Below are 24,839 nucleotides of genomic sequence, written 5' to 3'. Positions count from 1 at the left end.
GCCGCCGGGGTCAGCGCCGCCGCGCCCGCACCATGACGTGGTAGCCGGCGCGGGTCATCGGCAGCATGTCCTCGAGCACGTAGAGGCCGAAGTAGGCGTACTGGAGCACCGCGTAGAGCGGGCGCAGCCGCCGTGAGACCCCCCGGGTGGCGAGCAGCAGCGGCAGGTTGAGCAGCTCGGCCACGCCCAGCCCGCTGTAGCGCACCGCGTCGACCTCGAACTCCGGCCCGAGCACCGCGGCGAGCTCGGCGGCCGTGAAGTGGCGGTGGTGGGGGCGCTCGCGCCAGGAGGGATCGTCGGTGGGCGGCTCGGCGGACGGGCGCAGCCGCGCGTACACGTTGAGCGAGTCGGCGCCGCCGAGCAGCCCGGCATGGGGGACGCTGGCCACCAGGGTGCCGCCGGGGCGGAGCACCCGGGCGAGCTCGGCGGCGGCGGCCGCGGGGTCGGGGCAGTGCTCGAGCACGTCGAGGCAGACGGCGGCGTCGAAGTGGCCGTCGGGCCAGGGCAGCCGCGACACCGGGCCGAGGCGGATGTCGGCGCCGGGCACGGCGCGGCGGGCGCGGGCGACGTAGCCGGGGTCGAGGTCGATACCGGCGACCTCGGGGTGACGGCGCGCCAGCCGGCGGGTGAGGAACCCGAAGGCGCAGCCGCAGTCGAGCACCCGCACGGCGCCGGAGGGGAGCAGCCCCAGGGCCCGGCCCCAGCGCGCCATCAGGCTCCGTCCCCGAGCCGGAAGCGACCGCGCATCCGCTCGGGGAGGAGCGCGGCGATGCGCCGCATCGCCTCCTCGGCGGCCTCGGCGTCGTCGCCGGCGCCCTCCGGCCGGAAGGGCCGGCCGACCCGGCAGCGCAGCCGCCCCTCCTCCTCGGCGAAGCCGACGGGCAGGGCGGGCACCCCGCCGGCGGCGAGCAGCCGGAGCAGGGTGCCGGTGCCCGGCAGCGGATCCACCAGCCCGACGGCGGTGCCGCGCTCGCCCTCGGGGTAGAGGGCCACCGGCTCGCCCCGGCCCCGCGGCGGGGGCAGGGCCAGGCGGGCGAGGCGGCGGAGCGCCCCGGCCCGTCCCGCCACCTCCGCCGGAGCGGGCGGCAGGGTGACCATCTCGTAGCAGCGGGCCACCTCGCGGTACGCCCAGCGGGTGCCGGGCACGGCGACGCGCCCCGCCCACAGCCGGGTCTCGCCGACCACCGCCCAGTGCAGCGGCGGAGCCCCCGGGCGGCGGTCGGCCACCGCCGCGGTGAGCAGCGAGGAGGCGAAGCCGATCCACAGGCCGGGCCGCTGGCAGTGGTTGGCGACGGCGACGAAGGGGCCGCGCTCGGGGATGTTCTCGGCGCCGGTGAGCAGCGGCGCCGGGCGGGTGGACGCGATCAGCTCGCGGACGTCGTGGACGAGGCTGACCTCACCCCGGCGCAGCATCGCGCGGCCGAGGCGGAGGAGGATGCGCGGCGGCACCCGGTGGGTGGGCGGTCTCTCGATGGCGGCGGCAGCGTACACGGGTCAGCGCAGCCGCCGTCCCTTCCAGCGGGGCGGGCGGCCGAGCAGGCCGCGCACCAGCGACTCGACGGCGATCAGCTGCATCGCCGACGCGGCGACGGGGTGGAGCAGGGCGAGCGCGGCCGGCAGCCGGGCGGCGCGGTAGCGGGGCGCCAGGGCGGCCACCGGTGGGGCCCAGGCCAGCGCCGCCCCCAGCAGGCGCACCCGGCGCGGCGGGCGCAGCGCCCCCACGGCGAGGGGGAGGACGGCGGACATCGCCAGGCCGCTGGCGGCGACCAGCAGCCCCCGGACGGGGTCGGCGGCGAGGAAGAGTGCGGCGTTCCTGCCGAACCCGGCCCTCAGGGTCGCGGCATCCCGGTACATGCGGACCTCGCCGAGCTCCTCGCCCCGCACCAGGGCGATGCGGCCGCCGCGGCCGACGAGCAGGCGGGCGAGGGCGGAGTCCTCGACCACGCTGGCGCGGACGCCGGCGTCGGCGTGGCCGCCGCTGCTCTCGTAGACGTCCCGGCGCACCACCACGCACTGGCCGTTGAGGATGCCCCGCCCTCCCCCCTGCCCGCCCCCGGGCAGCCCCACGGTGTACTGCCAGAAGGCGAGCGGCACCACCAGAGAGTCGGCGACACCGCCGCCGCGCTGGCGGAGCAGCGGCGACACCGCCGCGAGCCCGCGCCGCTCCGCCGCCGCCACCAGAGCGGCGAGTGCGCCGGGGGCGAGGGTCACGTCGGCGTCGACGAAGGCGAGCCACGGTGCGCTTCCCGCGGCGGCGCCGGCGGCGCAGGCGTGGGGCTTGCCCAGCCAGCCCGGCGGCGGCCCCTCGAGCCGGAGCACCTCGGCCCCGGCGGCCGCGGCCCGCGCGCCGGTGGCGTCGGCGGAGGCGTCGTCGACCACGGTCACGCCCACCCCCGGCCCCTGGGCGCGGAGCGCGGCGACGCACCCGCCGATCCGCTCCGCCTCGTCGCGGGCGGGCACCACCGCGTCGACGGTCGCGCCGGCGCCGGCCGCGATGCCGGGAGTCACCTCCTCGAGGGCGGCCGCATGGCGGCGCGCGAGCAGCCCGGCGGCGGCCGCCGCGGCGGCGCAGACGGTGCCCGGGAGGAGCGCCCGGAGGCGGCCGTGGGCGGGTTCGGGGACCACGTATCCTCCTGGCCCCCGGCTACGTACCATTCCACGACCCTGTGACCTACCTTGAATTTCTCGCACTGTTCCTGGTCCCGCCGATCCTGCTGATGCTCGGTCTGGAGCGGCGCCGGCTGCGGCGCGCGCTGCTGTGGCAGCTCCCGGTGGTGATCGGGATGGCCATTCTGTACACCGCGCCGTGGGACCGGGTGCTGATCGTCGAACGGGTCTGGACGTATCCCGCCGGTCGGGTGCTGGGGGGCACCGTGCTCCGCGTGCCCCTGGAGGAGTACGGCTTCTACGTGCTCCAGGTCGTCCTCGCCGGGCTCGTCACCACCGCGGTGTGGCGGCGGTGGGAGGCGCGCCGCTGATGTGGGGGCACCTCACCTATCTGGGGCTGCTGCTGCCCTGGGCACTCCCGGTGATCGCCCTGCAGTGGGTGGCGGGACACGCGGCGCTGCGCCGCCGGCTGGCGCCGCTGCTGGTGGGCACGCTGCTGCCCACCGCCTACCTGATCGGCAGCGACGCGGTGGCGCTCTCCCAGGGCATCTGGGCGATCCACCGCGACCGGGTCGTCGGTCTCTCCCTCGGCAACGTCCCCATCGAGGAGGCGCTCTTCTTCCTGCTCACCGACCTGATGGTGGCGCAGAGCGTGATCCTCTTCAACGCGCCGGAGATGCGGCCCGCGATACGTCGCGCGCTGCGCCTGATCGGGAGGGTGCGGTGACCACCACGCTGGCCCCGGAGCGCGGCGCCGCGACGCCGGTGCGCGAACGCCGCCGCGCGGTGGTCGTGGGCGGCGGGCTCGGCGGCCTCGCCACCGCGCTGCGGCTGCGCCACCTCGACTATGACGTCACCGTGCTGGAGCGCAACCAGCGCTGCGGTGGCCGCTGCGACACCTGGACCGAGGGTGGCTTCACCTTCGACACCGGCCCCACCATCCTGCTGATGCGCGACGTGCTCGAGTCGCTGTTCGCCGATTGCGGGCGCCACCTCGACGACCACCTCGACCTGGTGCGCATGCACCCCAACTACCGCATCACCTTCGCCGGTGGCGCGCAGCTCACCGTGACCTCCGACCTGCAGCGGCTCCGCGACGGCCTGGAGGCGATCGAACCCGGGGCCGGCGACGCCCACCTGCGGTTCCTCAGCGACGCCGCCCACAAGTACCGGGTCTCGCGCGAGCGCTTCGTGGAGCGCAACTTCCTCCACATGGGCCAGTTCCTGAGCCCCGGCAACCTCCCCCGCCTGCTCGACACCGGCGCGCTCCGCCGGCTGGGCGGCCACGCGGCCCGCTACTTCAAGGACCCGCGGCTGCAGATCGCCTTCACCTTCCAATCGATGTACCTGGGGCTGGCGCCGCGCGACGCCCCCGCCGTGTATGCGCTGCTCCCCTACACCGAGCTGGCGGAGGGCATCTGGTATCCGCGCGGCGGCATGTACCGCATCGTCGTCGCCCTGCTCGAGGTGCTGGAGCGCGACGGCGTCGAGGTGCGCACCGGCGCCGAGGTGACCCGCATCGTGCACCGCGACGGCCGCGCCACCGGGGTCGAGATCGCCGGCGGCGGGCACCTGGATGCGGACATCGTCGTCTGCAACGCCGACCTGCCCTGGGCGTACGAGAACCTCCTCGACGACTCGGTGCGGGCGCCCTACGACCACGGCCGCCTCGAGAGGCTGCGCTACGGCAGCAGCACGCTGATGCTCTACCTGGGGATGCGGGCGGTGTCGCCGGACCTGCTCCACCACAACGTGTACATCCCCGCCGACCCCGACCGGCACTTCGACGCCATCTTCCGCCGCCCCGGGGTGCCCGACGACCCCGCGCTCTACGTGCACGTGCCCACCCGCACCGACCCCACCCTCGCCCCCGAGGATCACGACTGCGTCTACGTGCTCGTGCCCTGCGCCGGCACCGACGCCGGCCCGCGCTGGCGCGAGGGCGACGCCGCCCGGCTGCGCGACCACGCGCTCGACAGCCTCGCCCACCTCGGCATCCCCGACGCGCGCTCGCACATCGTCACCGAGCGCATGGTCACCCCCGACGACTGGCGTGAGCTCTACAACCTGCGCCGCGGCTCGACCTTCGGCATCGCCCACGACCTCTTCCAGGTGGGGATCTTCCGGCCCGCCAACCGGCATCGCACATTGCACAACCTCTACTTCGTCGGGGCCAGCACCCAGCCCGGCGGAGGGGTGCCGATGGTGTTCCTCGGCGCCCGCCTGGTGGCCGAGCGGGTGGCCGCCGAGGCGGGGCATGGCCGCTGAGGGGAGGCGGCGGCGCGACGACCTGCGCAGCTGCCGGCGGATCATCCGGGTCCACGCCCGCTCGTTCTCGTTCGCGGCGCTGTTCCTCCCCGGCCAGGTGCGCGAGGACGTCGCCGTGGTCTACGCCTACTACCGCCTGCTCGACGACCTCGTCGACGAGCCCCCGGAGGGGATGGGCCGGGAGCGGGTGCGCGCCGTTCTCGACGACTGGGACGCCTGGCTGGCGGCGGGGCTGCCCCCCGACGGCTCCCACCCGGTGCGCCGGATCCTCCCCGAGGTGGTGGAGCGGCGCCGGCTCGACGCCGGCGACCTGCGCATCGTCATCCGCGGGCTGCGCGCCGACCTCGACCACCGCCGGCCCGCCACCATGGCCGAGCTGGAGGGCTACTGCTTCGACGTCGCCGGCTCGGTGGGGCTGGTGATGGCCGCCCTGCTGGGGGCGCGCGACCCCGCCGCCGCCCGCGACGCCGCCGCCGCGCTGGGGTCGGCGATGCAGCTCACCAACGTCTGCCGGGACGTCGACGAGGACCTCACCCGCGGACGCCTCTACCTCCCCGCCGACGTCTGCGCCCTGACCGGCTGCGACGACGACGCCCTCCGCGACCGCCGGGCCACCCCGGGGGTGCGGCTGGCGGTGGCGGTGGTCGCCCGGCGCGCCGCCGAGCTCTACGCCCGCGGGGTGACGGGTCTGCCGCTCCTGCCCCGGGAGGCGCGCTTCCCCATCGCGGTGGCGGCGCGCACCTACGCCGCCATCCTCGACCGCCTCGCCGCCCGCGGGCACGACGTCTTCGCCGGCCGGGTGTCGACCACGCGCCGCGACAAATGGGCCCTGGTGGCCCGCCTCGCCGCCGCCCGCGCCATCCGCGGCTGACCGCCTCGGGACGGCTCTGGCAACGCAGGATCGATCTCGTGCCTAGAATACCGGCGATCAAGGTGGCCCGAGGCCGCCAGCCCGATTCGTGTCGCCCCTGAGGAGGAGACGATGGCTGTCAACGGCTATTGCCTGAAGTGCAAGACATCCGTGGAGATCCAGGATGCCCAGGCCATCACCATGAAGAACGGCAAGCCGGCCACCAAGGGCGTCTGCCCGACGTGCGGCACCACCATCTTCAAGATCGGCAAGGCCGCCTGACAGCCGGCCGGGGCCAGTCCCCGGCTGCCGGCCGGCCCCACGCCTTGTGGCCATGGTCGGCGGATACGGCTGTGCCCGCGCAGTCAGTCGGCGCGGGGATAGGAGCCCAGCACGCGCATTCCGACGGTGATCGCCCGCACCTCGGAGATGGCGTCGGCCACGGGCGAGTCGTCCTCGTGACCCTCGCAGTCGATCAGGAACCAGTACGCGCCCAGGGCCGCCTTGGTGGGCCGTGACTCGATCTTGGTGAGGTTGATCCCCCGGCCCGCGAACGGCTGCAGCGCCGAGGCCAGCGAGCCGGGACGGTCGGCGTGGAAGGCGAAGACCAGCGAGGTGCGATCGCGCCCGGTGGGCTCGGGGCGGTCGCGGGCGAGGATGACGAAACGGGTGGCGTTGTCCACCGAGTCCTGGATGTCGGCGGCGATCACCTCCATCCCGTAGAGGCGGGCCGCCGCCTCGGTGCCGATGGCGGCGAGGCGGCCGGAGTGGACGCAGGAGGCCACCGCGGCGGCCGTGCTCAGCGCCGGGAACACCTGGGCGCCGGGGAGGTTCTCGCGGAGCCAGCTGCGGCACTGCGCCGCCGGTTGGCCGAGCGAGACCACCCGCTCGATGTCGGTGAGCGCGGTGCCCGGGCGCGCCACCAGCTGATGGCGGATCGGCAGCACGATCTCCCCGACGATGCGCGGCGCGTCGCCGGCGATGAGCATGTCGAGGGTGACGGTGACGCTGCCCTCGGTGCTGTTCTCGATCGGGACCAGGGCCTCCTCCACGCAGCCGGCGGTCACCGAGGCGACCACCGTGGGGATGTCGCCGGCGGGCACCAGCAGCGCGCCCTCGCGATAGCGGGCGAGCGCCGCGTCGTGCGAGTTGGTCCCCTCCGGACCGAGATAGGCGACGCGGCGCACGGTGGTCAGTTGGTGACCAGCTCGCGGACGCTGTCGACGTCGAGGGTGGTGGAATAGATGATCAGCTCGTCCTTGGGCTTGATCACGACGTCGGCCTGCGGCACCACCGGCCGCCCGTCGCGGACGATGCAGACCACCAGATCACCCGCGGGAAGCGGGATGTCGGCGACTCGCCGGCCCACCAGCGAGGAGAGGTCGGGGAGCGCGACGTCGACCAGGGTGGCGCCGCTGGCCTTCACCGCCACGCCCTTCACCGCGTCGGAGCCGCTCAGCTCGGCCTCGATGAGACCCATCAGCAGCTCGGTCGCGGACACCGGCACGTCGATGCCGAGGGCCTTGAAGAGCCGGACGTTCTCGGGGTCGTTGACGCGCGCGATGGTGCGCGGCACGCTGAACTTCCGCTTCGCCAGCTGGCAGGCGACCAGGTTGTCCTCGTCGTCGCCGGTGGCGCCGACCACGACGCCGGCGCGCTCGATGCCGGTGGTGGCGAGGAAGGCCATCTCGTCGCCGTCGCCGACCATGATGCTGCACGAGCCGAGCTGGTGCGACAGCCACTGGGCGCGCACCTTGTCCTTCTCGACCAGGGTCACCTCGTAGCCGCGGTCGAGCAGGTGACGGGCGAGGTGGTACCCCACCTTGCCACCGCCGATGACGATGACGTAGGGGGTGTTGCGCTGGTTCACGTGCGTCCTCCGGCGCCGGCCACCGCGTCGGCGCGGTTGACCCCGTCGACGAGGTAGTCGTGGATGAGCCCGGCGCCGATCACCGTCGAGCAGATCGTCTCGACCCCCATCTCCCGGTACACCGCGGCGCGGATCGGGTCGTAGATGCGGGTGATCACCCGCTCGACCTTGAAGATCTCGCGGGCGAGCTGGGCGGCCATGAGGTTGCGGTTGTCGCCGGGCATCACCGCGGCGAAGCAGTCGGCCTTCGCAATGCCGGCGCGGCGCAGGGTCGCGCCCTCGAGGCCGTTGCCGACCACCATCTCGCCGCTGAAATCATCGCCGAGACGCTCGAACGCGGACGGCTTCTCGTCGATGACGCACACGGTGTGGCCCTCGCCGGCGAGTCGCAGCGCGAGCAGGGAGCCGACCCTGCCGCAGCCCACGATGACGACCCTCATGACCTCGATTCTACGGGCCGTCCGCGCGCCGCCGTGCCCCGGTGATGCGGGGGTGGGCCCGAGGGCGCATCCGGTAGCATCCTGCGCCGATGTCGTCGCCACACGGATTCGCCGCCAAGCGCATCCTTGTGCCCGTCAACGGGAGCTCCACCGACGAGGAGGCGGTGCGTCTCGCCTGCCGGTTCGCGCTCCGCAACCGGGCCAAGGTCTACGCGGTGAGCATCCTGGTGGTGAAGCGCAGCCTCCCCCTCGACGCCGTCCCCGAGGCGGACATGGAGCGGGCGGAGCGGATCCTCGACGCCGCCGAGCGGGTGGGCCGCGACCTCGACGTCAAGGTGGAGACCGAGCTCCTCCAGGCGCGTGAGGTGGGTCCGGCGATCGTCGACGAGATCCGGGCCTGGCGCGCCGACCTGCTGATCATGGGGATGCCCTATCGCGAGCGCTTCGGCGAGTTCCACGTGGGCAAGACCGGTCCGTACGTGATGGCCAACGCCCCCTGCCAGGTGCTGATCTTCCGCGAGCCGCTGCGCGAGGACGAGCCCGCTCCGTAGCGACCCCTGGATGTTGGTCGTGGCAGAACCACTCCCCAGCGTTGACCCGGGCGCGCCCTTCTGCTAGCCTCTCTGTGTGTTCGCAGAACCACACAACTTTGGAGGCCCGCCGATGCGTCCCGTCACCCCGACCTCCCCGCCGCGACCCCGACGTCCCCGGCTCCGGCGCCAGCTTGGTGCCCAGTCGCTGGAGTGGATCGGCCTCGGCTCGTTCGTGGTCAGCGCCATGACCGCCGCCTCGGTGTGGGCTGACCACAACGCCGGGGGCGGCCTCGGTGCCCTGCTCCTGCGCCACCTGCAGAGCCTGCTGGGTCAGCCGTGAGGGCCGGCGAGCGCGGCGCCGAGACCCTGGAGCTGGTCGCCGGCCTGCCCCTGCTGGGGGTCGTCGTCACCGCCCTGCTCCAGGGCGCCGCGCTCGTCGAGGACCGCGCCCGGGCGGCGAGCGACGCCCGCGAGCTGGTGCGCCACGCGTTGGTGTGCGAGCACCGCGCGGTGCCGCCGGCCGCGGTCGCCGGCGACGCCGCCCTGGCCGTGGCCCGGGTCTCCCTCACCACCGCCACCGACCCCGCCGGCGGAGTGCTGATGACCGCGAGCGTGATCCTGCCGCCGCGCATCCTGCTGCCCGGGCTGCCCGCGGGCCTCGACTCGCCGCTGGCGGCGCACGCCTCGGCGACGATGCGGCAGGAGCCGTGCTGAGCCGCCGCCGGGCCCAGGCCGGCGCCTCCAGCCTCCTGCTGCTGCTCGGCTGCTGGCTCCTGGCCGTCGCCGGGCTCGGCGCCGGCGAGGTGGTGGCGGTGACCGCCGGCGACGCCCGGGCCGAGCATGCGGCGGCCGCCGCCGCCCACGCCGCCGAGGCCGAGCTCGCCGCCGGCGCCGGCAGCGACGACCTCAGCATCGCGCTCCAGGCCCGGCGCACCGCCTGCCGGCTGCCCGAGGAGCCGGACACGCCCCCCGCCTGCGCGGTGGTCCGCGGCGCCGCCGAGCGGGTGGCCCGTGCCAACGGCGCCGAGGTGGTCGACCTCGTGCTCGGCCCCGACCCCCGCGACCGCGGCGCCGAGGCGGCGCCGGGACGGATCGTGGCGGTGGCCACCGTCGAGGTCGTCCGCCGGCTGCCGCTGCTCCGCCGCCTCTGCGCCACCCCCCACGCCCGGCCGGCCGCGCTCTGCGTCGCCCGGGCCACGGCGGCGGCCCGGCTCGGATGAGCCCCGCCGCCCGCCACCGGCTGGGACGCGCCGGTGGCGCCGGGCTGGTCGCCGCCGCCCTCGCCGCCGCGGTGCTCGGCGGGGCCGGCGCGGCGCGCGCGGCCGGCACGGCGGGGGAGGCCGCGGCGGCGGCGATGCGCGCCCGAACCGGCCCGGCGCCGGGGACGGGCGCCGACCGCGACGCCGTGATCGGCGCCTGGGAGGGCGCGGGGGCGCGGCTCGACGGGGTGCGGCGCCACCTCGCCGCCAACGCCCGGCCGGGGGCGATCGACTCCGCCACCCTGCTCTTCGCCGACCTCTGCGGGCCCGACCTGAGGCTGCCGCGCGACGTGCCCGAGCCCGGCGACCTGCTCCTCTACCGGGAGGCGGCGTCGCCCGCGGGAGCGCGGTGGCGGGTGGGGATGCTCACCGGTTCGGTGACCGCGGTGATCCTCGACCCGCGCACCCGGCGCCTCGAGGAGGTGGAGCGCGGCCGCCTCCTCGACGCCCTCCCCGAGCCGGGCGAGGCCCGGCTGGTTGCCGCGGGCACGCTCCGCGCCTGCCGGTTCTCGGCCGCCCTGCTGCCCTCCGGTGGGGGCGGGACGAGGCCGGCCGCCGGGCACCGCCGGATCGCCCTGGTCGACGCCCCCGAGGCGGTGCGCCAGCTGCAGTGGGAGCTCGACCATCCCCGCGACGCCGACACCGGCGCCGGCCACCGGCTCACCCGGCTGGTGGCCACCCCGCTGGCGCTGGTCGCCGGGGGGGCCACCCGCCTGCTCGGCGGCGCCGGCAGCCTGCTGGGACGGCTGCTCGACGCCGCCGGGCCGGTGGCGGCGCCGGCGGCGCTGCTCTGGCGCCTGCTCGGCACCTCCTTCGACGGCAGGGGGCTGCACGCCGTGCTCACCGACCTCGTGCTCGGGCCGGTGCTGGGGCCGCTGAGCGGGCTCCCCGGCGGGCCGGGGCTGCTGCACCCGCTGCGCGCCGCCGCCGGCTTCGCGGTGAGCGTGGTCACCGGGGTCGACGACAGCGACCACGTCCTCGCCGGCGGGGTGCTCCTCGCCGTCGTCTGCGACCTGTTCGTGCTGGCCAAGCCGCTGGCCCTCGCCGGCCGCCTGGGGCTGCGGGCGCTGGAGACCGGGGCGGCGCCCGGAGCCACCCTGCTCCACCGCACCCTGGACCTCTCCGGCCGGGCCAGCGACCTGGTCTCGGGGCGGCCGAGCGGCCTGCTCGGCCTCGCCGGCTCCACCAGCCGCCATCGCCGCGCCGCCGACCTGCTCGACGCGGCCAGCCTGCTGGTGCGCCCGGCCGCGGTCCCCGGCCACCTCACCGAGCTGTCCGGCCGCCTCGCCCGCTGGGGCCGGACCACCACCCTCGCCCCCAGCGCGCCCCCGACCCATCGGGCCCTGGCCGCGGCGCTGCGTCACCTCGGCCCCGAGGGCCTCCACGCCGTCGAGGAGGCCGCCGAGCTCTCCCACCTCCACTCCGGCGCCCGCACCCTCGCCGCCACCGCGGCAGGCGACCTCCATCCCTTCACCCTCGAGCCACCCCCACCCCCGCCGATCCACCTACCGGTACCGGACCGCTAGCGAGCGCCACCTCTCAGCGCGCGGAGCTCCGGGCCGGACGCGTGCCACGTCCAGCCGAACTCATGCGTCCAGGGCCCCCGGCGACCCGACCCCGGCCATCGAGCCGACGCGGTCGTCGTCGGTCAGGCGCATGATGATCACGCCCTGGGTCTGGCGGTTCGCCACCCGCACCTGCTCGAGGGGGATGCGGATCACCTGGCCCATGGTGCTGATCACCATCAGCTCCTCGGAGAGGTCCTCGACCACGCGCATGCCGACGATCTCGCCGATCTTCGACAGCTTGGTCTGGTCGATGGTGTACATGCCCTGGATGTTCCGGCCCTTGGAGTTGTACTCCGAGACCGCGGTGAGCTTGCCGTAGCCCTTCTCGGTGACCACCAGCACGTAGCCGTTCGGCTTGGCGATGTCGAAGCCGGCCACCTCGTCGCCGTCGCGGAGGCGGATCGCCGCCACCCCCTGGGTGTCGCGGCCGGTGGGGCGCACCTCGCGCTCGGAGTAGCGCGAGCACTTCCCCTGCCGGGTGGCGACGATGACCTCGTCGCCGCCGGAGGAGACGCGCACCCAGTTCAGCTCGTCATCGTCCTGCAGGTTCATGGCGATCAGGCCGTTGCGCCGCACCGCCGAGTAGGCGGCCGCCGGGGTCTTCTTGATCTGCCCCAGCTTGGTGACCATCACCAGGAACTGCTCCTCGCCGAAGGACTCCATGTCGATCAGCGCGGTCACCCGCTCGCGCTGCTCGAGCTCGATGAGGTTGATCACCGGCATGCCCTTGGCCTGCCGCTTCACGTCGGGGATCTCGTGGGTGCGCAGCCGGAAGACACGGCCCCGATTGGTGAAGAACAGCATGTCGCTGTGGGTGCTGGCGATCGTCGAGTGGGCGACGTAGTCCTCGTCGGTCGAGCGCCGCGCCCCGAGCACGCCCTTGCCACCCTTGTGCTGGGTGCGATAGGTGGTGATCGGCATCCGCTTGACGTAGCCGCGATTGGTGAGGGTGACGAAGACCTCCTCGCGGGGGATCAGGTCCTCCTCGTTGAGCTCGACCTCACCGAGGCGGATCTCGGTGCGGCGGGGGTCGCCGAACTTCCTCCGCAGGCCCGCCAGCTCGTCCTTGAGGATGATGTCGACCTTGCGGACGTCGGCGAGGATGTCCTCCAGCCGGGTGATCTCCTTGATCAGCTCCTCGTACTCCTGGCGGAGCCGGTCGCCCTCGAGGCGGGAGAGCTGGCCGAGGCGGAGGTCGGTGATCGCCTTCGACTGCCGCTCGGTGAGCTCGAACCGGGTCTCGAGGGCGGTGCGCGCGGCCTTCTCGTCGACGGCGCCGCGGATGATGCGGATCACCTCGTCGAGATGGTCGAGGCACTTCATCAACCCCTCGAGGACGTGGGCCCGGTCCCTGGCACGCTTCAGCAGGAAGCGGGTGCGCCGGGTGACCACGTCGCGGCGGTAGTCGATGTACTCCTGGAGCAGCGCCTTGATGCCGAGCACCTGGGGCCGGCCGTCGACGAGGGCGAGCATGATCGCCCCGAAGGTGGTCTGCAGCTGGGTGTGCTTGAAGAGGTTGTTCAGCACGGTGTGGGGGCGCGCGTTCGACTTCAGCTCGATGACGATGCGCACCGCCTCCTTGCGGCCGGACTCGTCGCGGAGGTCGCTGATGCCGTCGATCTTCTTGTCGTTCACCAGCTCGGCGATGTTCGCGATCAGCCGCGCCTTGTTCACCTGGTAGGGCAGCTCGCGGACGATGATCTGCTCGCGGCCGTTGCGCGACTCCTCGAACTCCACCTGGGCGCGCATCACGATGCGCCCGTGGCCGGTGCCGTAGACGGTGGCGATGTCGCGGCCGTAGATGATCCCGCCGGTGGGGAAGTCGGGACCGCGGATGATCTTGGTCAGGTCCTCGGTGGTCGCCTCGGGGTTGTCGACGAGGTGGACCAGCCCGTCGCACACCTCGGTGAGGTTGTGGGGCGGGATGTTCGTCGCCATGCCCACGGCGATGCCGCTGGAGCCGTTGACCAGCAGGTTGGGGAGGAGCGCGGGCAGCACCGATGGCTCGGTGGTGGTCGACGAGTAGTTGTCGACGAAGTCGACCGTGTCCTTGTCGATGTCCTCGACCACCTGCATGGCGATCGGCGACATCCGCGCCTCGGTGTACCGGTGCGCCGCCGGCGGGTCGCCGTCCATGGAGCCGAAGTTGCCCTGGCCGTCGACCAGCGGGTAGCGCATCACCCAGGGCTGGGCGAGCCGCACCATGGTGTCGTAGATCGACGAGTCGCCGTGGGGGTGATAGTGCTTCATCACCTCGCCGACGATGGCCGCGGACTTCTGGTAGCGGGCCCCCGCGGTCATGCCCTGCTCGAGCATCGCGTAGAGGATGCGGCGCTGCACCGGCTTGAGGCCGTCGCGGACGTCGGGCAGGGCACGCGAGATGATCACGCTCATCGCGTAGTCCATGTACGACGAGCGCATCTCCTGCTCGAGCTCGATGGGGCGGACGTTCTGGTGCGGGGGCAGTACGGTCATGACTGGTCTTCCGTGGTGGCGGCGAGGGCGGGGGTGACCACCTCGCGGGGCATTGCGGCGGCGATGGTGCCGCTGACGTGGTGCTGGACGGCGGTGGCGGCGACGCCGATGGCGTTGTCGATCGCGGTGGCGTCGGAGCGGCCGTGGGCGATCACCACCTCTCCGGCGACGCCGAGGAGCAGCGCGCCGCCGGTGGCCCGGTAGTCGACCCGGTCGCGCACCGCGCGCAGCCGGGGCTTGAGCAGCAGGCCGCCGAGCATGGCGCGGCGGCTGGTCCTGGCCTCGTGCCGCAGCACCGCGAACAGGTACTCGCCCACCCCCTCGGCGGTCTTCAGGGCGACGTTGCCGGTGAAGCCGTCGGTGACGGCGACGTCGCACCTCCCGCTGAGCAGGTCGCGGCCCTCGATGTTGCCGGTGAAGCGGATCGGCGCGGCGGCGAGCAGCGGGTGCGCGGCCTGGATGAGCGCTGAGCCCTTGCCCGGCTCCTCGCCGTTGCTGAGCAGGGCGACACGGGGATCGGCGACGCCCATCATGGTGCGGGCGTAGACGCTGCCCATCACCGCGAACTGGGCCAGCCACTCGGCGCGCACGTCGGCGTTGGCGCCGACGTCGAGCAGGAAGGTGCGGGCGTCGTCGCGCCCCGGCAGCAGCGCGCCGATGGCGGGGCGGGCGATCCCGGGGATGCGCCTGAGGGTGAACAGCGCGGCGGCGAGCACCGCGCCGCTGTTGCCGGCGCTGACCACCGCCTGGGCACGTCCCTGGGCGGCCAGCTCGCAGGCGCGGACGATCGACGAGTCGCGCTTGGCGCGCACCGCCTGGGCGGGGTGCTCGTCCATCTCCACGACCTCGGACGCCTCGAAGACCTCGATGCGGCTGCGGACCCGCTCGAGGTCGGGCGGCTGGACGCAGCGGCGCAGCGAGGTCTCGACGGCGTCGCGCCGGCCCACCAGGATGACCCTGCAGCCCCGCGACTCGACGGCGGTGACGGCCCCGGCGACGACCGCGTCAGGGGCATGGTCGCCCCCCATGGCGTCGACGGCGACGGTGATGCCCGTGGTCGCGCTCATGCCCCCGCTCAGATGTCCAGGTTGCGCACGCTCTTGGCGTGCGTCTGGATGAAGCGCTTGCGGGGGGCGACGTCCGAGCCCATCAGCCGGTCGAAGATGTCGTCGGCGCGGAGGGTGTCCTCGACGTCGACGCGGAGCAGCACCCGGGTCTCCGGGTCCATGGTGGTCTCCCACAGCTGCACGGCGTTCATCTCGCCGAGTCCCTTGTAGCGCTGCACCTCGATCTTGCCGCCGATCGCCTTCATCTTCTCGTCGCGCTCGGTGTCGCTGTAGGCGTACTCGACGTTCTTGCCCTTGCGCAGCGCGTAGAGCGGCGGCTGGGCGAGGAACACGTTGCCGGCCTTGATGAGCGGCTGCAGGTGGCGCCAGAAGAAGGTCAGCAGCAGGGTGCGGATGTGGGAGCCGTCGACGTCGGCGTCGACCATGAGCACGATGCGGTGGTAGCGCAGCCGCTCGGTGTTCATGTTCTCGCCGAAGCCCACCCCCAGCGCGGTGATCAGGTTCTTGATCTCCTCGTTGGCAAGGATCTTGTCGGCGCGCGCCTTCTCGACGTTGAGGATCTTGCCGCGCAGCGGGAGGATCGCCTGGAAGCGGCGCTCGCGCCCCGCCTTGGCGGTGCCACCTGCGGAGTCGCCCTCGACGATGAAGATCTCGCAGAGCGCGGGGTCGCGCTCGCTGCAGTCGGCGAGCTTGCCGGGCAGCGTCGCCGACTCCAGCAGCGACTTGCGCTGCACCAGCTCGCGGGCCCGGGCGGCGGCGTGCCGCGCCCGCGCCGCGGTCAGCGACTGCTCGACGATGCGGCGGGCATCGCCGGGGTTCTCCTCGAGGAACTGCATCAGCGAGTCGCTGAGCACCGCAGACACCTGTCCCGCCACCTCGCTGTTGCCCAGCTTGGTCTTGGTCTGCCCCTCGAACTGCGGCTCCTGCAGCTTGACCGACAGCACCGCGGTGAGGCCGTCGCGCACGTCGTCGCCGCTGAGGTTGGCGTCGTTGTCCTTGAGCAGCGACGCCTTGCGCGCGTACTTGTTGAGGGTGGCTGTCAGCGCGCTGCGGAAACCGGTGACGTGGCTGCCGCCCTCCTCGGTGTGGATGTTGTTCGCGTAGGCGAGCACGTGCTCGGTGAAGGTCGTGTTCTGGTACTGGAGGGCGATCTCGATCATCGTCGTGTCGATCTCGCGCTCGACGTAGAAGAGCTTCTGGTTGACGACGTTCCGGCCCGCGTTGAGGTGCTTCACGAACGCCTGGATGCCGCCCTCGAAGTAGAAGGTGTGCGCCGTCTCCCTCGCCTCGTCGCGGAGCACGATGGCGATGCCCTTGTTGAGGAAGGCGAGCTCGCGCAGCCGGGTGGCGACCATCTCCCAGCTGAAGGCGATCTCCGGGAAGATCTGCGGATCGGCCCAGAAGCGCACCATGGTGCCGTGGCGGTCGGTCTGGCCGGCCACCTCGACAGGGCCCTGGGGCACGCCGCGGACGTAGCTCTGGACGTGCGCCCTGCCGTCCTTGTAGACCTCGACGTCGAGGCGCTCGCTGAGCGCGTTGACGACGCTGAGGCCGACGCCGTGGAGGCCGCCCGAGACCTTGTAGCCGCCGCCGCCGAACTTGCCGCCGGCATGGAGCTTGGTCAGCACCACCTCCAGCGCCGAGCGCTTCTCGGTGGGGTGCATGTCCACGGGGATGCCGCGGCCGTTGTCGAGCACCGACACCGAGCTGTCGGCGTGGAGGGTGACCACGATCTGGTCGCAGTAGCCGGCCAGGGCCTCGTCGATGCTGTTGTCGACGATCTCGTAGACGAGGTGGTGCAGCCCGCGCGTGTCGGTCGAGCCGATGTACATGCCGGGACGGCGGCGGACCGGGTCGAGGCCCTCCAGGACCTGGATCTGGGCGGCGCCGTAGCCGTCCTCGGTATGACCCGCCGACGCGGCGGACCGACCCCCGCCGCCCTCGCTCGGGGGGCGGGCGGGCTGGCTGGGGGTGAGGTCGTCGGGACGTGCGCTGTCGTCGATCAGAGGGTCGGGTGCTCCGGTTGCGTCCGCGAAGGTCGGCGGGGGTCGGGGGTGCGTCACGGCGCGTGGTGGCGTCCGTGAGACACTGTGACCTGCCCTGATTCTACCCATTCCACGAGGAGTCGACCCCTGCCCCCCATGGCCGGCGCCGAACCCCCGGCGGAGAGGGAGCGCCAGCTCGACACCGAGGCGATGACCGGCGCCGAGCGGCGTCAGCTCATCGCCCAGATCCGCCGCAACTGGCGGGAGGAGATGAGCTCGGCGCGGCTCTATCGCCGCCTCGCCTCCACCACCGAGAACGGCGAGCCCCAGGCCACCCTCCTGGAGATGGCCGGCCACGAGCTGCGCCACGCCGACCACTGGGGCGAGCGCCTCGAGGAGCTCGGCGAGCGCATCCCCCGGCTCCGCCCCAACCTCCGCGACGTGGCCCTGCCGCTGCTCGCCCGCGCCGCCGGGCTGGGCGCGGTGATCTCGCTGATCGAGGGCGGCGAGGCCCGCGGCAAGTTCGACTACATGCGCCAGGCCCGGCTGCTCCCCGATGCCAAATCGCGGGCGATCGCCGGCCGCATCGTCCCCGACGAGCGCCTCCACCAGGGGGCCGCGGCCCGGCTCAGCGGCCGCAGCGACGCCGCCAGCGCCGCCGGCCGGCCCCGCCGGACCTACTTCGCCGAGTACCTGCGCGACCTGATCTTCGGCCTCAATGACGGCCTGGTCAGCAACCTCAGCCTGATCAGCGGGGTGAGCGCCGCGTCGTCGACGCGGGTGGTCCTGCTCGCCGGGGTGGCGGGGATCCTCGCCGGCGGCACCTCGATGTTCGCCGGCTCCTACCTCAGCAACAAGTCCCAGCGCGAGGTGATCGCCGAGGAGGTGCGCCGCGCCGCCGAGCTGATCGCCTACGCCCCCGAGGAGGAGCGTGACGCGCTCCGGCGCATCTACCGGGAGAAGGGCTTCAGCGAGGAGGAGGTCGAGCTGCTGGTGGGCCGGATCTGCACCGACCCCGACCACTGGCTCGACGTGCTCGTCACCGAGGAGCTGGGGCTCACCCTCGACCCGGGGCCGCCTCCGGTCGCCGACGGCGCCTGGGCGGGGGGCGGGTTCGCGATCGCCGCCGCCGTCCCGCTGATGCCCTTCCTGTTCACCTCCGGCACCACCGCGCTGGTGATCGCCTGCGTGCTCTCGGCCCTCGCCCTGTTCGCGGTGGGGTCGGCCAAGACCCTGGTCACCCGGCGCAGCCCGATCCGCAGCGGCCTCGAGATGGTGATCGTCGGCCTCCTCGCCTCGCTGGTCACCTTCCTGGTGGGCCGGCTGATCGGCGGCGGGGTGGGATGAGGGGGGGCCACCGGGACGGGGGCCCGGTGGCCCGGTCGGAAGGGAGAGGCGTGGTCAGACGGGGGCCGGCTCGGCGGGCGGCCGGGGCGCGGTGAGGATGCGGAGCAGCCGCACCACCACCAGGGCGGCGGCGAGGAACACCGCCATCGCGATCAGCGACCCGACCTCGAGGACGCCGCCGTTCCCCAGCCGCGCGTCGGCGACGATCGGGTGGAACGGGCTGACGAGCGCCCCGGCCACGGTGTCGACGAAGCGGACGAAGCCGGCGGCCGGGTTGGCGCTCACCGCCCGGAAGATCACCCGGAGGCCGACGAACGCCTCGGCGACGGTGAGCAGCAGCCAGACCAGCTGGACCGCCCGGTATCCCGGCTCGGCGAGCACGGTGGTCCGGCGCACCCTGCGCACCACCGGCGCGGCCGCCACCGGCCTGGCCACCGGGGTGCCGGCGACCGCGACGTCACCGGGGACGGAGGCCGCCCCCGCCGGAGGGACGGTGGGCTCGGCATGGGTCGCCAGCGGCTCCTCCGGCTCCGCGGAGCGGGTCTCCTGGCGCCTCGTTGCGGGCTGCATGGCGGGGACACCTCTGAGTGATCCGACGGTCATACTCTAGCAAACTCGTACATGGTGAATATCATGAATAGCCGCGTCGAGCGGTAGCACCATGCCCCTGGAGGAGTACCGCCGCAAGCGCGACTTCTCGCGCACCCCGGAGCCGCGGGGCGGCGAGGGGGTGGCGGGCGCGGCCGCCGCCGGGGCCGGCTACCCGGGTTGGGAGCTGCTGCCGATCGGGCGCCGGTTCTGCGTGCAGATGCACCGCGCCACCCGGCTGCACTTCGACTTCCGGCTCGAGCACCGCGGGGTGCTGCTCTCCTGGGCGGTGCCCAAGGGGCCCACCCTCGACCCCGCACAGCGCCGCTACGCGGTCCACGTCGAGGACCACCCCATCGAGTACGGCGACTTCGAGGGGGTGATCCCATCCGGCTACGGTGCCGGCACCGTCGAGCTCTGGGACGCCGGCGCCTACGAGTGGCTGCGCGAGACCGCCGAGGACCCCGACGCCTCGCTGCGCCGCGGCGACCTGAAGTTCTCGCTCGACGGCCAGAAGCTCCACGGCGAGTTCGCCCTGGTGCGGATGGGCGGACGCGGCGGGCGCCGCCGCGGCGCCGACCTGCCCGAGCCCACCGTGGAGGAGGACCGCGACTGGCTGCTGATCAAGAAGCGCGACGCCTTCGTCGTGCCCGGCTTCGACGCCATCGAGCTGGACTGGTCGGTGAAGACCGGGCGCAGCCTCGCCGAGATCGCCGCCGCCGTCGACGGCGACACCTGGGACGCCGCCGGGCTGCACCCGGGGAGGGCGGCCGCCCCCGCCACCCGCTCGCTCGCCGAGGTGCTCGCCTCCACCCCGGAGCGGCGGCTGCCGACGTCGCTGCGGCCGATGCTCGCGATGCCCGTCGCCGAGCCGTTCTCGCGCGCCGGCTGGCTCTTCGAGATGAAGTACGACGGGGTGCGGGCGCTCGCCACCCTCCGCGACGGCGGCGTGCACCTCCGCGGGCGCAGCGGCCGGGACGAGACCGGCCGCTACCCCGAGCTCGCCGCCCTCACCGGCGCGCTGCGCGCCCGCGAGGCGGTGGTCGACGGCGAGATCGTCGCCCTCGACGAGGAGGGCCGGCCCTCCTTCGAGCGGCTGCAGCGGCGCATCAACGTGACCGGCGCCCGCCAGGTGGCCCTCGCCGCCGCCGAGGTGCCCGCCAGCTTCGCCGCCTTCGACCTGGTCCACCTCGACGGCCACGACCTCCGCGACCTGCCGCTCAGCCTCCGCAAGCGGCTGCTCCGCGACCTGCTCACCGAGAGCGCCGAGGTGCGCTACGCCGACCACGTCGAGGAGGACGGCGAGGCGCTCTTCGCCGCCATCAGGGAGCGCGGCCTCGAGGGCATGGTCGCCAAGCGCGGCGACTCCCGCTACGAGGGCGGCAGGCGCTCGGCGGCATGGCTGAAGGTGAAGGCCTGGTGCGAGCAGGACTGCGTCATCTGCGGGCTCACCGCCGGTCGCGGCGGCCGGACCGGGAGCGTCGGCTCGCTGGTGCTCGGGGTGTACGACGGCGGCGTGCTGGTCCACGCGGGCCAGGCGGGGAGCGGCCTCGACGAGGCGATGATCGACCTGCTCCGCCGCCGCCTCGAGCCGCTGCGCACCGAGCGGAGCCCCTTCGACCCGGAGCCCTCGATCCCCCAGCCGGTGACCTGGGTGCGCCCCGAGCTGGTCTGCAGCGTCCGCTTCACCGAGTGGACCGCCGCGGGCACGCTGCGCCACCCCGTCTTCCGCGGCCTGCGCCCCGACGTCCGGCCCGAGGACTGCGTCCGCGAGCGGGCTCTCCCCCTGTCGGCGGTGGCGGTCGAGGTCGCGGACCCGGCGGCGCGGGCCAGGCCCGACCCCGACCCCGACCCCGGCCCCGACCCCCGCGACGAGATCGAGGAGGCGCTGGAGCGGCTGCGCGGGATGGGCCCGGACGGCGCCTGGGAGGTGGGCGGCCGCCGGCTGAGGCTGACCAACCTCGACAAGGTGTACTGGCCCGAGGACGGCTGCACCAAGCGGGACATGATCGAGCACTACGTCCGGGTGGCCCCGGTGCTCCTCCCCCACCTCCGCGACCGCCCGGTGGGGATGCAGGTCTTCCCCGACGGCATCCACGGGAAGCACTTCTGGCGCAAGCGCATCCCCGACCACGCCCCCGCGTGGATCCGGCGCTGGACCTGGCACGGCGACCGGGAGGTCACCTACGTGATCGCCGAGGAGGTCGCCACCCTCGCCTGGATGGCCAACAGCGGGGCGATCGACCTCCACCCCTGGCACTCCCGGATCGACGCCCCCGAGCAGCCCGACTGGGCGGTGTTCGACCTCGACCCGTTCGAGCCCGCCACCTTCGACGACATCCGCGAGGTCGCCCGGCTGGTGAAGGCCGCGCTCGACCACCTGGGGCTGCGCGGGCTGCCGAAGACCAGCGGCCAGACCGGCCTGCAGATCTACGTCCCGCTGCGCCGCGGCCCCGACTACGCCGCCGTCCGCGGCTGGGTCGAGGAGGTGGGCCGGGCGATCGGTCAGGTGCTGCCGGACAAGATCAGCTGGGAGTGGTCGGTGGCCCGGCGCACCGGCCGCATCCGCATCGACTACACCCAGAACATCATCGGCAAGACCCTCGCCGCCCCGTACTCGCTCCGCCCCGCGCCCGGCGCCCCGGTGTCGACGCCGATCACCTGGGAGGAGCTCGACGACCCCGGGCTGCGTCCCGACGGCTGGAACATCCGCACCATCCACGCCCGGCTGGCGGCGGTCGGCGACCTCTTCGCGCCGGTGCTGGAGGGCGGCCAGGACCTGCCCGGCACCCCGGCCCCGGCGGGAGGCGGCTGATGGGGCGGTTCGACTGCCCGCTCTGCCGCGCCCGGCTCGACCCCGGCGCCACCCACTGCGCCCGCTGCGGCGTCCGGGTCGCGGCCCTGGAGCGGCGGCCGCGCGTCCCCCGGGCCGCTCCCGCCCGCCGGCGGCCACCGGTGCCGGGGAGCCCGGCGGAGGCGGCGCGGCTCGGCCTCGCCGGGGGGGTGGGCCTGGTCGGGCTGGCGGCGCTGGTCGGGCTGCTCACCCGGCTGGCCGGCGGCGACGGCCTCGCCGGGCTCGGCAACGCCTCGCTCCTGCTCGGCATGGCCACCCTGGGGATGAGCGCCCTGCTCGGCGGGGTGAGGGTCTCGCGGTGGGTCGAGGCCGGCCGCGGCGGCGGCGAGCGGCTGCGCCGCCGCGCCCGGGGCGAGGCGCCCGACCGCAGGACGCTGCTCCGGCTGGGGATCGCCGTCGCCGGCGCCGTTCCGTTCGTCCTCTTCGTGGTGCTCGCCGCCGCCCGCTAGCCGTCCGCCAGCCGGGAGCCGGCCCTCGCGCGCGGGCGATGCGAGGGAAGTGCGGCGCCGTGGCCCGGTCCGCTCATACAATTCGGAACCATGGCGGTCCTGCTCCTCAGCGCGACGATGCAGCCGCTCAACGTGATCAGCAAGCGTCGGCTCCTCATCCTGCTCGGCAAGGAGCGGATCGCCCTCCTCGACGCCCAGGCCGAGCGCGAGGCGGAGGCCGCCATCCGCGAGCGGCGGCTCCCCCAGGGGATCGTCATCGCCCGGCTCCTCCGCGCCGTCCACGTGCCCCGACGGACCCTCCGGCCGAACCGCCGCAACCTCCTGCTCCGCGACGACATGACCTGCCAGTACTGCGGGATCGGAGGCCCCGCCTCCGAGCTGACCATCGACCACGTCGTCCCGGTCTCCCGCGGGGGCGCCCCGAGCACCTGGGAGAACCAGGTGGTGGCCTGCCGCCGCTGCAACGGCCGCAAGGCGAACAGCCAGCCCGACGAGGTCGGCCTCCGCCTCCGCCGCCGCCCCGGGCCCCTGACCCAGGAGTTCAGCCACATCCTCTTCCTCCGCCACCCCGAGCTCAAGCAGGCCTACGACGCCCTGGTGGCGTAGCCCGGGCGAGTTCCCGCCGAGAGCGTCACGAAGTGACGGGTGCGACGGGCAGGCGGCGATTCCCTCGGGTATCCTGGCCACCATGGCACGGTCCATGTGGCGCGGCGCGATCAGCTTTGGCATGGTGGCCATCCCGGTGCGGATGTACCTGGCCACGGAGTCGAAGAGCGTCTCCTTCCGGATGCTCTGCCCCACCTGCGGGCGCCCGATCAAGCAGAAGCGGTGGTGCCCCCACGAGGACCGCGAGATCGGCTGGACGGAGACCCAGCGCGGCTACGAGGTGGCCAAGGACGAGTTCGTCCACATCGAGGACGCCGACCTCGAGCGGGTCCCGCTGTCCACCACCAAGGCGGTCGAGATCCTCGAGTTCGTCGACGACTCCGAGATCGACCCGGGCGTCTACATCAAGGGCGCCTACTACCTCGAGCCCGAGGCGGTCGGGGCCAAGCCCTACGCGCTGCTCCGCAAGGCGCTGGAGAGCACCGGGCGGGTGGCCATCGGCCGGATCGCGCTGCGCGACCGAGAGCACCTCTGCCGCCTGGCCCTCCACGAGGACGGCCTGGTCCTCAACACCCTGCACTGGCCCGACGAGATCCGCGACCAGCACGAGCTCAAGCTCCCCGGCGAGGACGTCAAGGTCGACGACCGGGAGCTCGAGATGGCCAAGATGCTGATCGACAACCTCACCGCCAGCTTCGACCCGGCGCGGCACACCGATCGCTACCGCGAGGCGCTGCTGCAGATCGTCGAGGAGAAGATGAGCGAGCAGCCCACCGAGGCCCCGGCGCCCGCCGCCGAGCCCGCCCGCGCGCTCGACCTGATGGCGGCCCTCAAGGCGTCGGTGGAGGCCTCGCGCCGCACCCGCGAGGAGGCACCGGCCGACGCGGAGGCGGAGCCGGCCGCGGAGGCCGAGGCGGTCCCGACCAAGGGACGGCGCCGGGCGGCCGCCAGGGCCGAGGACGAGGCCGAGGCTCCGGTCCGCCGTCGCAAGGCGTCGTGAGGCGGCCGCTCCCTCACCCCCGGCCCGCCGCCGCGTCCCTGCCGCTGAGCCTCCCCCCGCCCCCGGCCCTGCCCGCCGACGTGGCCCTCGAGGTGGCGGTGCCCTGCAGCGGGCCCTTCGACGCCGAGGACTGGCGGTTCTCGGTCGACTGGGACGGCATCCGGGTGCTCCTCGCCGCCGGCGCCGGGGGTGAGGCGCGGCTGCGCGACGAGCGCCGCCGCGAGCTCGGCGACCGCTTCCCGGAGGTGATCGGCGAGGTCGCCGCCGCCCTCGGCGGCCACACCGCGGTGGTCGACGGGGTGCTCACCGTCCTCGACCCCCGCGGCCGCCCCGACCTCGAGGCGCTCTCCCGGCGGCGGGCCGGCGAGCCCGGGGTGGCGGCGGTGTTCATCGCCACCGACCTGCTCCACCTCGACGGCGCCTCGCTGCAGCAGCGACCCTTCGGCGACCGGCTCCAGGCGCTGGAGCGGGCGGTGACCGGGCAGCCCCACCTCCAGGTCCCGGAGTGGGTGGCGGGCGACGGCTGCGCCCTCGCCGAGGCGGCCACCAGCCAGCACCTCCCCGCCATCCTGGCGCGGCATGCCGGGGCCACCTACTCGGCCGGGGTGGCCTCGCCCCAGCGGCTGCGCATCCCCCTCGAGGACCGTGCCGACACCGTGGTCACCGGGGTGGTGCGGCAGCCCGGCGGCTCGGTGAGCGCCCTGGTGCTCGGCGAGCAGCACCGCGGCCGGCTCGCCGACGCCGGCAGCGTCGCCGTCCACCTCCCCGCGTCGGTCGAGGCCTGGCTGTGCGAGCAGCTCGGCGAGCTCGCCTCGGTCGCCCCGCCGTGCCGCTGCGCGGTGGTGCCGCCGGGACGGGTGTCCTGGCTTCAGCCCGAGCTGGTGGCGACCGTCCGCCACAGCGGGCGCCTCGCCGGCGGCCAGCTCAGCCGTCCCGAGCTGGTGGCGCTCCGCGACGACCGCGATCCCGCCTGGTGCGTGCGCCGCGCCCCGCTGCCGCCCCCGGCCGGCGAGGTGACCGGCCGCGGCTTCCGCCCCACCGTGCTCCACACCCTCCCGTTCACCCAACCCTGA

General features: G+C 74.4%; 26 protein-coding genes. 16 read left to right on the top strand and 10 right to left on the bottom strand.

Going from position 1 to position 24,839, the window contains the following annotated elements; genetic code table 11:
* Window positions 1-10: 10 nt before the first annotated feature.
* The 3 genes from VGL20_19010 to VGL20_19000 are packed head-to-tail and all read right to left on the bottom strand — an operon-like array spanning window position 11 to window position 2,625.
* A complete protein-coding gene (locus tag VGL20_19010; GenBank protein HEY2705776.1) occupies window positions 11-712 on the bottom strand; it encodes a class I SAM-dependent methyltransferase in 702 nt (233 codons plus the stop codon).
* A complete protein-coding gene (locus VGL20_19005) occupies window positions 712-1,491 on the bottom strand; it encodes a hypothetical protein (GenBank protein HEY2705775.1) in 780 nt (259 codons plus the stop codon). Before VGL20_19005 ends, VGL20_19010 begins: the two co-directional genes overlap by 1 nt.
* 3 nt (window positions 1,492-1,494) lie before the next feature.
* Entirely contained in the window at window positions 1,495-2,625 is a 1,131-nt protein-coding gene (locus tag VGL20_19000; protein HEY2705774.1) for a glycosyltransferase family 2 protein, read from the bottom strand.
* 41 nt (window positions 2,626-2,666) lie between these two features.
* Between VGL20_19000 and VGL20_18995 the strand changes: the two genes are divergently transcribed.
* The 5 genes from VGL20_18995 to VGL20_18975 all read left to right on the top strand — a co-directional run bounded on the left by VGL20_18995 (window position 2,667) and on the right by VGL20_18975 (window position 6,007).
* Window positions 2,667-2,978 carry a lycopene cyclase domain-containing protein gene (locus tag VGL20_18995; GenBank protein HEY2705773.1) on the top strand — a complete coding sequence of 104 codons (312 nt, stop codon included), beginning with the start codon at window positions 2,667-2,669 and terminating at the stop codon, window positions 2,976-2,978.
* Window positions 2,951-3,334, top strand: coding sequence for a lycopene cyclase domain-containing protein (locus VGL20_18990; protein HEY2705772.1), 384 nt, complete (start codon window positions 2,951-2,953; stop codon window positions 3,332-3,334). The genes VGL20_18995 and VGL20_18990 overlap by 28 nt, the downstream gene beginning before the upstream one ends.
* Window positions 3,331-4,875 (top strand): phytoene desaturase family protein, encoded by a 1,545-nt coding sequence (gene crtI / locus VGL20_18985; GenBank protein ID HEY2705771.1) that lies wholly within the window; start codon window positions 3,331-3,333, stop codon window positions 4,873-4,875. Before VGL20_18990 ends, crtI begins: the two co-directional genes overlap by 4 nt.
* Window positions 4,865-5,746, top strand: a complete 882-nt coding sequence (locus tag VGL20_18980) for a phytoene/squalene synthase family protein (GenBank protein ID HEY2705770.1) — start codon at window positions 4,865-4,867, stop codon at window positions 5,744-5,746. The genes crtI and VGL20_18980 overlap by 11 nt, the downstream gene beginning before the upstream one ends.
* 111 nt (window positions 5,747-5,857) lie before the next feature.
* Window positions 5,858-6,007 (top strand): DUF5679 domain-containing protein, encoded by a 150-nt coding sequence (locus VGL20_18975; protein HEY2705769.1) that lies wholly within the window; start codon window positions 5,858-5,860, stop codon window positions 6,005-6,007.
* Window positions 6,008-6,090: 83 nt separating this feature from the next.
* Here the strand turns inward: VGL20_18975 and pheA are convergent, their stop codons facing one another.
* The 3 genes from pheA to VGL20_18960 are packed head-to-tail and all read right to left on the bottom strand — an operon-like array spanning window position 6,091 to window position 8,035.
* Window positions 6,091-6,912: a prephenate dehydratase gene (gene pheA / locus VGL20_18970; protein HEY2705768.1), complete on the bottom strand. Its 822-nt coding sequence runs from the start codon at window positions 6,910-6,912 to the stop codon at window positions 6,091-6,093.
* Between the two features lie 5 nt (window positions 6,913-6,917).
* Entirely contained in the window at window positions 6,918-7,595 is a 678-nt protein-coding gene (locus VGL20_18965) for an NAD-binding protein (protein HEY2705767.1), read from the bottom strand.
* On the bottom strand, window positions 7,592-8,035 hold the full coding sequence (locus tag VGL20_18960; protein ID HEY2705766.1) for a TrkA family potassium uptake protein: 444 nt from the start codon (window positions 8,033-8,035) through the stop codon (window positions 7,592-7,594). Before VGL20_18960 ends, VGL20_18965 begins: the two co-directional genes overlap by 4 nt.
* A gap of 89 nt (window positions 8,036-8,124) precedes the next feature.
* Here VGL20_18960 and VGL20_18955 point away from each other — a divergent pair, with 89 nt between their 5' ends.
* The 5 genes from VGL20_18955 to VGL20_18935 all read left to right on the top strand — a co-directional run bounded on the left by VGL20_18955 (window position 8,125) and on the right by VGL20_18935 (window position 11,353).
* Window positions 8,125-8,586: a universal stress protein gene (locus VGL20_18955; protein ID HEY2705765.1), complete on the top strand. Its 462-nt coding sequence runs from the start codon at window positions 8,125-8,127 to the stop codon at window positions 8,584-8,586.
* Between the two features lie 112 nt (window positions 8,587-8,698).
* Window positions 8,699-8,908: a hypothetical protein gene (locus tag VGL20_18950; protein ID HEY2705764.1), complete on the top strand. Its 210-nt coding sequence runs from the start codon at window positions 8,699-8,701 to the stop codon at window positions 8,906-8,908.
* A complete protein-coding gene (locus VGL20_18945) occupies window positions 8,905-9,282 on the top strand; it encodes a hypothetical protein (protein ID HEY2705763.1) in 378 nt (125 codons plus the stop codon). The genes VGL20_18950 and VGL20_18945 overlap by 4 nt, the downstream gene beginning before the upstream one ends.
* On the top strand, window positions 9,276-9,788 hold the full coding sequence (locus VGL20_18940; GenBank protein ID HEY2705762.1) for a hypothetical protein: 513 nt from the start codon (window positions 9,276-9,278) through the stop codon (window positions 9,786-9,788). The genes VGL20_18945 and VGL20_18940 overlap by 7 nt, the downstream gene beginning before the upstream one ends.
* Entirely contained in the window at window positions 9,785-11,353 is a 1,569-nt protein-coding gene (locus tag VGL20_18935; protein HEY2705761.1) for a hypothetical protein, read from the top strand. The genes VGL20_18940 and VGL20_18935 overlap by 4 nt, the downstream gene beginning before the upstream one ends.
* Window positions 11,354-11,413: 60 nt before the next feature.
* Here VGL20_18935 and gyrA read toward each other — a convergent pair whose 3' ends face one another.
* The 3 genes from gyrA to gyrB are packed head-to-tail and all read right to left on the bottom strand — an operon-like array spanning window position 11,414 to window position 17,000.
* Window positions 11,414-13,870 carry a DNA gyrase subunit A gene (gene gyrA, locus VGL20_18930; protein HEY2705760.1) on the bottom strand — a complete coding sequence of 819 codons (2,457 nt, stop codon included), beginning with the start codon at window positions 13,868-13,870 and terminating at the stop codon, window positions 11,414-11,416.
* Window positions 13,867-14,937 carry a phosphate acyltransferase PlsX gene (gene plsX, locus VGL20_18925; protein ID HEY2705759.1) on the bottom strand — a complete coding sequence of 357 codons (1,071 nt, stop codon included), beginning with the start codon at window positions 14,935-14,937 and terminating at the stop codon, window positions 13,867-13,869. Before plsX ends, gyrA begins: the two co-directional genes overlap by 4 nt.
* 8 nt (window positions 14,938-14,945) lie before the next feature.
* A complete protein-coding gene (gene gyrB, locus VGL20_18920) occupies window positions 14,946-17,000 on the bottom strand; it encodes a DNA topoisomerase (ATP-hydrolyzing) subunit B (protein ID HEY2705758.1) in 2,055 nt (684 codons plus the stop codon).
* Window positions 17,001-17,078: 78 nt separating this feature from the next.
* On the opposite strand from gyrB, the gene VGL20_18915 reads away from it, so the two are divergent.
* Window positions 17,079-18,269, top strand: a complete 1,191-nt coding sequence (locus tag VGL20_18915; GenBank protein ID HEY2705757.1) for a VIT1/CCC1 transporter family protein — start codon at window positions 17,079-17,081, stop codon at window positions 18,267-18,269.
* A 54-nt stretch (window positions 18,270-18,323) separates the two neighbouring features.
* Here the strand turns inward: VGL20_18915 and VGL20_18910 are convergent, their stop codons facing one another.
* A complete protein-coding gene (locus tag VGL20_18910) occupies window positions 18,324-18,839 on the bottom strand; it encodes a hypothetical protein (GenBank protein ID HEY2705756.1) in 516 nt (171 codons plus the stop codon).
* A gap of 91 nt (window positions 18,840-18,930) precedes the next feature.
* Between VGL20_18910 and ligD the strand changes: the two genes are divergently transcribed.
* The 5 genes from ligD (at window position 18,931) to VGL20_18885 (ending at window position 24,839) form a co-directional block, all read left to right on the top strand.
* Window positions 18,931-21,672 carry a DNA ligase D gene (gene ligD, locus VGL20_18905; protein HEY2705755.1) on the top strand — a complete coding sequence of 914 codons (2,742 nt, stop codon included), beginning with the start codon at window positions 18,931-18,933 and terminating at the stop codon, window positions 21,670-21,672.
* Window positions 21,672-22,160 (top strand): hypothetical protein, encoded by a 489-nt coding sequence (locus VGL20_18900; protein HEY2705754.1) that lies wholly within the window; start codon window positions 21,672-21,674, stop codon window positions 22,158-22,160. Before ligD ends, VGL20_18900 begins: the two co-directional genes overlap by 1 nt.
* A gap of 90 nt (window positions 22,161-22,250) precedes the next feature.
* Window positions 22,251-22,766 carry an HNH endonuclease gene (locus VGL20_18895; GenBank protein ID HEY2705753.1) on the top strand — a complete coding sequence of 172 codons (516 nt, stop codon included), beginning with the start codon at window positions 22,251-22,253 and terminating at the stop codon, window positions 22,764-22,766.
* 82 nt (window positions 22,767-22,848) lie between these two features.
* A complete protein-coding gene (locus tag VGL20_18890; protein HEY2705752.1) occupies window positions 22,849-23,766 on the top strand; it encodes a Ku protein in 918 nt (305 codons plus the stop codon).
* Window positions 23,763-24,839: a hypothetical protein gene (locus VGL20_18885; GenBank protein ID HEY2705751.1), complete on the top strand. Its 1,077-nt coding sequence runs from the start codon at window positions 23,763-23,765 to the stop codon at window positions 24,837-24,839. The genes VGL20_18890 and VGL20_18885 overlap by 4 nt, the downstream gene beginning before the upstream one ends.

The organism is Candidatus Dormiibacterota bacterium (assembly GCA_036495095.1).
Taxonomy (GTDB): Bacteria; Chloroflexota; Dormibacteria; order Aeolococcales; family Aeolococcaceae; genus CF-96.
This window is presented reverse-complemented; position numbering and strand designations above follow the sequence as displayed.

Bases quoted from the DNA above. Each gene is read 5' to 3' on its own strand.
- gyrA (HEY2705760.1), bottom strand. From the start codon at position 13,870: ATGACCGTACTGCCCCCGCACCAGAACGTCCGCCCCATCGAGCTCGAG.
- VGL20_18895 (HEY2705753.1), top strand. From the start codon at position 22,251: ATGGCGGTCCTGCTCCTCAGCGCGACGATGCAGCCGCTCAACGTGATC.
- VGL20_18890 (HEY2705752.1), top strand. From the start codon at position 22,849: ATGGCACGGTCCATGTGGCGCGGCGCGATCAGCTTTGGCATGGTGGCC.
- VGL20_18975 (HEY2705769.1), top strand. From the start codon at position 5,858: ATGGCTGTCAACGGCTATTGCCTGAAGTGCAAGACATCCGTGGAGATC.
- plsX (HEY2705759.1), bottom strand. From the start codon at position 14,937: ATGAGCGCGACCACGGGCATCACCGTCGCCGTCGACGCCATGGGGGGC.
- ligD (HEY2705755.1), top strand. From the start codon at position 18,931: ATGCCCCTGGAGGAGTACCGCCGCAAGCGCGACTTCTCGCGCACCCCG.
- VGL20_18910 (HEY2705756.1), bottom strand. From the start codon at position 18,839: ATGCAGCCCGCAACGAGGCGCCAGGAGACCCGCTCCGCGGAGCCGGAG.
- VGL20_19010 (HEY2705776.1), bottom strand. From the start codon at position 712: ATGGCGCGCTGGGGCCGGGCCCTGGGGCTGCTCCCCTCCGGCGCCGTG.
- VGL20_18900 (HEY2705754.1), top strand. From the start codon at position 21,672: ATGGGGCGGTTCGACTGCCCGCTCTGCCGCGCCCGGCTCGACCCCGGC.
- VGL20_18950 (HEY2705764.1), top strand. From the start codon at position 8,699: ATGCGTCCCGTCACCCCGACCTCCCCGCCGCGACCCCGACGTCCCCGG.
- VGL20_18935 (HEY2705761.1), top strand. From the start codon at position 9,785: ATGAGCCCCGCCGCCCGCCACCGGCTGGGACGCGCCGGTGGCGCCGGG.
- VGL20_18960 (HEY2705766.1), bottom strand. From the start codon at position 8,035: ATGAGGGTCGTCATCGTGGGCTGCGGCAGGGTCGGCTCCCTGCTCGCG.
- VGL20_18980 (HEY2705770.1), top strand. From the start codon at position 4,865: ATGGCCGCTGAGGGGAGGCGGCGGCGCGACGACCTGCGCAGCTGCCGG.
- VGL20_18915 (HEY2705757.1), top strand. From the start codon at position 17,079: ATGGCCGGCGCCGAACCCCCGGCGGAGAGGGAGCGCCAGCTCGACACC.
- VGL20_18955 (HEY2705765.1), top strand. From the start codon at position 8,125: ATGTCGTCGCCACACGGATTCGCCGCCAAGCGCATCCTTGTGCCCGTC.